8 protein-coding genes are annotated in these 7,718 nt (G+C 69.4%); 2 read left to right on the forward strand and 6 right to left on the reverse strand.

The window, feature by feature from the left end:
* From Aco03nite_RS13320 to Aco03nite_RS13330, 3 genes are read right to left on the reverse strand one after another with little or no spacing between them, the layout of a single operon-like run.
* On the reverse strand, positions 1-948 hold the full coding sequence (locus tag Aco03nite_RS13320) for an ABC transporter permease (protein ID WP_203795367.1): 948 nt from the start codon (positions 946-948) through the stop codon (positions 1-3).
* Positions 945-2,444, reverse strand: coding sequence for an ABC transporter substrate-binding protein (locus tag Aco03nite_RS13325; protein WP_203795368.1), 1,500 nt, complete (start codon positions 2,442-2,444; stop codon positions 945-947). Before Aco03nite_RS13325 ends, Aco03nite_RS13320 begins: the two co-directional genes overlap by 4 nt.
* A complete protein-coding gene (locus tag Aco03nite_RS13330) occupies positions 2,441-3,751 on the reverse strand; it encodes an NtaA/DmoA family FMN-dependent monooxygenase (RefSeq protein ID WP_239145119.1) in 1,311 nt (436 codons plus the stop codon). The genes Aco03nite_RS13325 and Aco03nite_RS13330 overlap by 4 nt, the downstream gene beginning before the upstream one ends.
* Positions 3,752-3,931: 180 nt before the next feature.
* On the opposite strand from Aco03nite_RS13330, the gene Aco03nite_RS13335 reads away from it, so the two are divergent.
* Positions 3,932-4,864, forward strand: coding sequence for a LysR family transcriptional regulator (locus tag Aco03nite_RS13335; RefSeq protein WP_203795370.1), 933 nt, complete (start codon positions 3,932-3,934; stop codon positions 4,862-4,864).
* A 10-nt stretch (positions 4,865-4,874) separates the two neighbouring features.
* Here Aco03nite_RS13335 and Aco03nite_RS13340 read toward each other — a convergent pair whose 3' ends face one another.
* The gene (locus Aco03nite_RS13340; RefSeq protein ID WP_203795371.1) at positions 4,875-5,387 is read right to left on the reverse strand and encodes a flavin reductase family protein; all 513 of its coding nucleotides are present in this window, start codon (positions 5,385-5,387) and stop codon (positions 4,875-4,877) included.
* Positions 5,388-5,607: 220 nt separating this feature from the next.
* Here Aco03nite_RS13340 and Aco03nite_RS13345 point away from each other — a divergent pair, with 220 nt between their 5' ends.
* Positions 5,608-6,063: a cupin domain-containing protein gene (locus Aco03nite_RS13345; protein WP_203795372.1), complete on the forward strand. Its 456-nt coding sequence runs from the start codon at positions 5,608-5,610 to the stop codon at positions 6,061-6,063.
* Positions 6,064-6,066: 3 nt separating this feature from the next.
* Here the strand turns inward: Aco03nite_RS13345 and Aco03nite_RS13350 are convergent, their stop codons facing one another.
* The gene (locus tag Aco03nite_RS13350) at positions 6,067-6,867 is read right to left on the reverse strand and encodes a hypothetical protein (protein ID WP_203795373.1); all 801 of its coding nucleotides are present in this window, start codon (positions 6,865-6,867) and stop codon (positions 6,067-6,069) included.
* Positions 6,868-6,988: 121 nt separating this feature from the next.
* Complete coding sequence (gene deoC, locus Aco03nite_RS13355) at positions 6,989-7,696, reverse strand: deoxyribose-phosphate aldolase (protein ID WP_239145120.1); 708 nt, start codon at positions 7,694-7,696, stop codon at positions 6,989-6,991.
* Positions 7,697-7,718 lie beyond the last annotated feature (22 nt).

A 7,718-nucleotide genomic window follows, 5' to 3' on the forward strand; every position in this document is an offset into this window, starting at 1 on the left:
TCAGACCCCCCGTGCCGAGGCCGGGGTGACCCGGACCAGGATGACGTTGACCAGCAGGTTGAAGACGACGACGAGCACCACCGAGACGACCAGGACGCCCTGGACGGCCGGGACGTCACCGCGCTGGGCGGAGTCGGCGGCGAACTGGCCGAACCCCGGCATCCCGAAGATCGACTCGGTGACGACGGCCCCGCCGAGCAGGTTGGGGAACTTCATGCCGAGTACGGTCAGCGCCGGGCCCATGCCGTTGCGCAGCACGTGCCGGAAGAAGATCCGGCGTGGGCTGAGACCGCGGACGACCGCGCCTGTCACGTAGTTCTCCCGGTACGCCGCGACCAGCCCCGATCGCAGCTGGCGGGCCACGTCGGAGACGGTGTCGAAGCTGAGCGCGATGGCCGGCAGGGTGATGTGTGCCAGCCACACCGCCCAGCCCCGCTCCGCCGGGACGTACCCGGCGGACGGGAACCAGCCGAGCGTCACCGCGAAGACCACCACCAGGGCGATGCCCACCACGAACGACGGCATCACCGAGATGAACGTCATGAACCCGGTGATCGCCCGGTCCACCCAGGTGGTCCGGCGTGCCGCGGCGAGCACACCGAACCCGAACCCGAAGACGACCCCGATGACCAGGGCGAGCCCGGCCACCGAGAGGCTGACGATCGCTCCGGAGAGCAGGAGCTGGGCGATGTCCGCGCCGTTGAACCAGCTGACGCCGAGATCACCTCGGGTCACCGAACCGAACCAGTCGAAGTACTGGGTGAGGAACGGCCGGTCCAGGCCCCACTCGTGTTCGATCTGCGCGACCATCTCGGGGGTGGCCGATTCGCCCAGTTGCAGGTGTGCCGGCGAGAGCCCGCTCAGGGCCCGCAACGCGAACGTCACGAACGTGGCGACCAGGAAGACCGGCACGAAGATGAGAACCGTCCTGAGCAGGCCCTTGATCACGACGCTACCGTCAGCCCGGTCCAGTGCAGCTGACCCGGGATCGGCGCGAAGTCCGACACCTTCGGGCTCTTCACGAACAGGTTGGGCAGCGAGTAGGTGAAGACGATGGCTCTGCTGTCCAGGCCCGCGCGGGTCGCCGCCCGCAGGTTCTTCTGATAGTCCGGCGAGTCCAGCGGGGTCTCGCGGGCGACCTTCACGGCAGCTTCAAAACCTTCCGGCTCGTACGGGGTACTCAGGTTCAGTGGCCCGTCCGGCCCGAAATGCGCGGTGAGCGTCTGCACCGGCGACTCGCGCCCGGTGGTGCCGTAGATCGACAGAGCCAGGTCCTTGGCGAAGAACGGGGTGGCCCAGTTCGGGTCGACCTTGATGTTCACGGTGATGCCGATCGCGGCGAGCTGCGACTGGATGATCTCGGCGGCGGTCTGCTGGTTCGGGATGACCAGGTCGACCTTGAGCTGCTCCGGTGTGAGCCCGGATTCGGCGATCAGCGACTTGGCCCTGGTCACGTCGTACGGCCAGCGGTTCGCGGTCTCCTTGTCGTACGCCAGATAGGTGTCCGGGAACGGCTGGTCGGTCGGCGCGGCGAGACCGAAGGTGGCCTTGTCGACGAACTCCTGCCGGTTGGTGGCGTACCGGACCGCGTCGACGACCTTGGGGTTGTCGAACGGCGCCTTGTTCACGTTGATGCTGATGTTGGAGGCGTTGTAACCGGGCTGGATCACCACGTCCAGCTTCGCCGCCTCGGCCGCCTTGACCTGGTTCGGGGCGAGGCCGGCCAGGTCGTAGACGCCGGTCTGCACACCGGAGACGATGGTCGCGGTGTCCGGCGCGGACAGCAGCTCCACCTTCTCGATCTTGATGTTGGCGGCGTCCCAGTAGTCCGGGTTCTTCGTCAGGTGGACGTGCGAGCCGGGCACGTTCTCGGTGACCACGAACGGTCCGGCGCCGACCGGGTTCTTGTCCAGCGCGGCCGGGTCCTGTGCCGCCTTCGGGCTGGGGATCTGCGCGACACGCTCGCCGAGCAGCAGCGGGATCTGGTAATCGGTCTGGGTCAGGTCGACCACCACGTCGAGATCGTTCGCGGTCACCGACTTGATCGAGGTGAGGTCGCCGAAGAGCGCCGAGTCCTTCTGGGTCTTCGCGCGCTCCAGATACGCCTTGATCGCCGCGGCGTTCACCGGCTCGCCGTCGCTGAACTTCAATCCTTTACGCAGGTGGAAGGTAACCTGGTCACCCTTGTCGTTGTAGTCCCAGCTCTCGGCCAGGCTCGGGACGGCCTCGCCCTTCTCGTTGATCTCGGTCAGCGAGGCGTAGGTCAACGACAGGATGCGGAACTGCGCGCCACTGCCGGACACCACCGGATCCCAGTGGGCGGGCAGCGTGACCGCCCAGCGCAGCGTCGGCACCTCGTCGGACGCGCCTGCGGCTCCCCCGGCGCACCCGGTCAAGAGCGACAAGCCAACGGCGAGAGCGGCCCATTTCGTACGTCTCATCATGCTGCCTTTTCTGCGGTGTGAATGTTCTGCGGAATCGGCAGACCGAAGTTGCCGCGCAGAGTGGTCGCGTCGTACTCGCTGCGGGCGATGCCCCGCTCGCGCAGGATCGGCAGGACCTCGTCGACGAACCGGGCGAACTCGCTCGGCACCGTGACGGTCAGGTTGATGCCGTCGAAGGCGCCGGCCTCGAACCACTTCTGGATCTCGTTCGCGACGGTCAGCGGCGAGCCGGTGAACGGCGAGCGCCGCGACTCGATGCCGTGCTGGACGACCTGGCGCAACGTGAAGCCGTTGTCCTTCGCCAGCTTCTTGATCCGCTCGGCCTGGGTGCGGAAACTGCGGTCGCCCAGGTCACCGAGATCCGGAAAGGGTGCGTCCAGGTCGTACCGGGTGAAGTCGTGCCAGCCGAACGGGCGGCCCAGCTCCTTGAGCGCGCGGTCGAAGCTCTTGCCGCCGATGATGGCGGCCTCCTTCTCCCGGGCCTGCTCGTCGGTGTCGCCCAGGATCGGGCTGATTCCCGGCACGATCAGGATGTGCTCGGGGTTGCGGCCCTTGGCCTCGGCGCGGGCCCGGATGTCCCGGGCGAACGCCACCCCCTCCTCGATCGACGCGGCGTGTGTGAAGATCGCCTCGGCGACGCTCGCGCCCAGGTCCCGGCCCTCGTCCGAGTCACCGGCCTGGAAGATCACCGGCTGGCCCTGCGGGGAGCGCTGCAGGTTGAGCGGGCCGGCCACCTGGAAGTGCTCGCCGATGTGGTGCAGCGCGTGCTGTTTGCTCCTGTCGAAGAAGACGCCGTTCGCCTTGTCGCGGGGGAACGCGTCGTCCTCGTAGGAATCCCACAATCCCTGCACCACTCGTACGTGTTCCAGCGCCCGGCCGTACCGGGTGGCGTAGTCGTAGTGCTCCTTGCGCCCGTAGTTCCCGGCCGTGCCGCCGTCGCCGGTGGCCACCACGTTCCACCCGGCGCGGCCGCCGCTGATGATGTCCAGCGAGGCGAGCCGGCGGGCGATGTTGAACGGGTCGTTGTAGGAGGTGGTCAGCGTGCCGACCAGGCCGATGTGGCTGGTGTGCACGGCCACCGCGGAGAGCAGGGTGAGCGGTTCGAGCCGGTTCAGGTAGTGGTGGGGTGAGTCCGGGGTGATGAACTGGCTGTCCACGATGAAGACGTGGTCGAACCTGGCGGCCTCGGCCTGCTGTGCCCGGGCGATGTACCAGCGGATGTCGACGCTCGCGTCGCCGGGGATCTCCGGGTCGAGCCAGGTGTGGTGCTGGCCGGGCCCGCCCACACCGAGCAGAACCGCACCCAACTTAAGGGTCTTTTTCGACATTTATGAGTCCAACTCATTCGATTCGGGAGTTTCGGGATTGTGTCGCCTCGGGCGGCGGCTCCGGACCCAGTATCGGTAGCGGTCCGGTCACTCGTCCAAGGAGAGATCGTGATGACAAGCCATTACGACCGCTAATCAATTCCTAGTAGACTGATAGGCATGAGTCGGTATCTGGACATCGCCCCGCTGCGCAGCCTCGTCGCCGTCGCGGACTGCGGCGGATTCCAGCGGGCAGCCACGTCGCTGCACCTCAGTCAGGGCGCGGTCAGCCAGCACGTGCGCCGGCTGGAGACCGCCCTCGGCCGCACCCTGGTGGAACGCGACGGGCGCGGATCCCGGTTCACCGGCGACGGCGAGACCCTGCTGAGCCACGCCCGCCGGATCCTCGCCGTGCACGACGAGACCCTGCACGCGTTCGGCCTGTTCGGTCTCGACAGCGAGCGCAACCTGGTGATCGGCTCGACCGAACACGCCGCGGCCCAGCTGCTGCCCGACCTGACGGCAGCGCTCACCGCCACCTTCCCGGACCGGCGCATCCGGTTCCGGATCGATCGGGGCGCCCAGCTCCGCACCGCCCTGCAGGACGGCAAGATCGACCTGGCGCTGCTGCTCGGCCCGGCCGCGCTCGGCCCGGCCGCGCTCGGCCCGGCCTCGCTCGGGTCGGCCGGCGGGACCGATGCCCGCACCGTCGGCGAGCTGCACCTGACGTGGTACTCAGCTCCGGAGTGGACATCGCCGGCGCCCGGCGAGCCGATCCCCCTGGTGGTCTTCGACGCGCCGTGCGCGATCCGCAGCCGGGCCATCGAGACGCTGGCGTCGCACGACGTGCCGACCGAGGTCGGCGCGGAGGCGGCACACCTGGCCGGCGTGCAGGCCGCGGTCCGGGCCGGGCTGGGTGTCGGCCTGATGGCCACTCTCGGTCAGCGGCCGGAGGGCCTGACCGCCCGGGACGACCTGCCGAAACCGTCGCCCCTGGAACTGTCGGTGTGGCCCCGGCGCGGCCTGGCCACCGATCTGGTCGACGGCGCCGCCGCGGCCCTGACCGGGATCCTGGCCGGCGCTGTCCACCCGGAGCCCGGAACCCGCGGGTGAGAGGCCGGCTCTATTCGCCATGACGGAGGGCCACGTAACGCCCGGAGTGGTAGACCAGCGGCGCCTCGGCCTCACCGAGGCCGTGCTCACCGGCGACCGGGGTGGCCAACACGATGGTGTGATCACCGGCACGGACCCGCTCGACGACCCGGCAGACCAGGCGGGCCAGCACCCCGTCGAGCAGCGGCACCCCGTCCGGGCCCGGCCGCCACGCGCCGTGCTCGGCGAGCCGGTCGATGCCCCGGGTGGAGAAGGTCCGGGCCACGTGCTCCTGCTCCTGGCCGAGCACGTGCACGGCCACGGTGTCGGCGGCCTCCACCGCGGGCCATGCCGAAGCGGTCTCGGCCAGGCAGAACGAGACCAGCGGCGGGTCCAGGGAGACCGACGTGAACGAGGTCGCGGTGAAACCGGTGGCCGGCTCCCCCGGGGCGGTGATCACGACGACGGCGGCGGCGTGCCGGCGCAGCAGCTGACGGAAGAGGTCGGCGTCCACGGTGTCGGTGGGGACGGTCTGCAAGGTCACGACGGGCCTCCTGGTGTCGCTGAACGGCTTACCGGTGAGTGGCCGCACTGCCCCTCAGCGAGCCGGCCGGCCGGAGGTGATGCCCGAGTTCACTTCCCCGGCCGTCTCGCACCACCGACGTTGCTCCCTCACGGACGCCCTCGTCAACCGCCTTCCCATATCCTAGTAAACCGATAGGATCTCATTGACATGGCCGGTGTTGACGGTTCAAGATGCGGGCATGAGCGACGCTTTCCATCAACGTCTACACCATGTCGCGTCGGATGCCCTCAGCGCGGACACCGCACAGACCTCCGGGATGCGCCGGGTCGAGGCGATCAGCGGCTCCACGGTGGGCAGCCGGAACCTCTGGATGGGACAGACCCACGTCGCCGCGAGCACCAACTCCGGCAACCACCACCACGGCGCGTCGGAGACCGCGATCTACGTGGTCAGCGGCACCCCGTCGTTCGTCTTCCTCGACGAGGAGCACGGCGAGATCCGGGTCGACACCAAGCCCGGCGACTACATCTACGTGCCGCCGTGGGTGCCGCACCGCGAGGAGAACCCGGACCCGGAGAACGAGGCGGTCGTGGTGATCTCCCGCACCACCCAGGACGCGATCGTCGTCAACGTCCCGGACCTGAAGTGGGTCGGCCCGGTCGCGGTCGGCACGAAGGACCCCGAGGAGAGCTGACCGCTACTTGGCCGGCTTGGTCAGCACGGTGGTGACGATCTGGCCGCCGCCGTCGCGGCGTACCTGGCAGGTCAGCAGCATCTTGGCCGGTTTTGCCTTCTTCTTCGCCACCTTGACCGTGTAGCGGCCGGTGCCCGGGACGTCGAAACCGCCGTCGACGGCCTTCGCCGCGCCGATCTCCACGCCGGTCAGGACGTTCGACTTGATCCGGCGGTCCGCGACCAGGGCGGCCTCCAGCCCCCGGTTGACCTCGTTCACCAGGGCGGACTCGCAGCGGTCGTGGGCCTCGGCGGCGGTCAGGTCCGGGACGACGGTCATCCCGGAGGCGAACATGAACAGGCGCACGCCGAGCACCGAGAGCCCGGCGAGCACCAGACCGATGACCGCCGTCCAGAGCGCGAACCGGAACAGCCGGGTGTTCTTCGGCTTCGGCTCCGGCGCGTGGTCGGCGGCGTTCGGGGCGCCACCGAACAGGTTCGGGGCGATCGACGGCAACCCGTAGTTGCCGGGCGCGGCCGCGGGGTGCGACAGCGGCGGCGCGATGAAGCCCGACGGGGCCTGCGGCGCGTACCCCGGCGCCGGGGACTGCCCGAAGTCCGGCCCGGCGAAGCTCGGCGGGGCCTCCGCCCGGCCGAGGGTGCGCGGCACGAACGGCGCCCGTTCCGGCACCCCGGCCTGGGCATGGGAGCGGGGCACGACCGCCGGGTTGCCGGGGTCGCCGGCCGTCGACAGGGAGCGTGGCGTGAACGCCGGTTGTTGCGCCGAGGCCTGCGTGGCACCACCCGGCAGGTAGGGAACAGTCACGTCGGCTCCTCGGTCAGGCGGACCCGGCGAGTCCGTCGGGGCTTAGTTCGGCCACCGAGCCCGCCTGCTGAGGAGCACTTTCTGCCCGGCCGGGTGCAATACCGTACCGGCAAATGTTGATCTAGGCGCGCCCACCGGAGACCGCGACCTGGCGGCGGGCCAGATCGGTCAGGATCTCGCTGGTGGAGGACGTGCCGAAACGCGTCACACCGACCCCGGCCATCGCGATCATCGCGTCCAGGGTGCGCACCCCGCCGGAGGCCTTGACCTGCACCTTGGGCGAGACGGCCGAGCGCATCAGCGACAGATCGTCGATGGTGGCGCCCTTCGGGGCGAAGCCGGTGGAGGTCTTCACGAACGCGGCGCCGGCCCGCTCGGAGGCCCAGCAGGCGGCGAGTTTCTGCTCGTCGGTGAGGTACGCCGTCTCCAGGATGACCTTGACATGGGCGGCGCCGGCGGCCTTCACGATCATGCCGATCTCGTGCTCGACGGCGGCGATGTCGCCGGAGCGCAGCCAGCCGATGTTGAGGACCATGTCGATCTCGGTGGCGCCCTGGTGCACGGCCAGCTCGGTCTCGGCGACCTTGATCGCGGTGGCGGTGTCACCGTGCGGGAAGCCGATCACCGTGCCGACCGCGACGTTCGTGCCGCGCAGCAGGTCGACGGCGACGGACACGTCGGCGGGGCGGACGCAGACCGAGGCGACGTCGTACTTCTTGGCGATGGCGCAACCCTCGCGCACGTCTTCGAGGGTGAACTCGGGCCGGAGGATGGAGTGATCGATCATCTTGGCGATCTGCGGCACGGTGAAGTTCATGAGACCGGACATTAGCTGTCTATACAGGTAGCTG

Source organism: Actinoplanes couchii (assembly GCF_016862075.1).
Classification (GTDB): domain Bacteria; phylum Actinomycetota; class Actinomycetes; order Mycobacteriales; family Micromonosporaceae; genus Actinoplanes; species Actinoplanes couchii.

Bases quoted from the DNA above. Each gene is read 5' to 3' on its own strand.
- Aco03nite_RS13325 (WP_203795368.1), bottom strand. From the start codon at position 2,444: ATGATGAGACGTACGAAATGGGCCGCTCTCGCCGTTGGCTTGTCGCTC.
- Aco03nite_RS13335 (WP_203795370.1), top strand. From the start codon at position 3,932: ATGAGTCGGTATCTGGACATCGCCCCGCTGCGCAGCCTCGTCGCCGTC.
- Aco03nite_RS13345 (WP_203795372.1), top strand. From the start codon at position 5,608: ATGAGCGACGCTTTCCATCAACGTCTACACCATGTCGCGTCGGATGCC.
- deoC (WP_239145120.1), bottom strand. From the start codon at position 7,696: ATGTCCGGTCTCATGAACTTCACCGTGCCGCAGATCGCCAAGATGATC.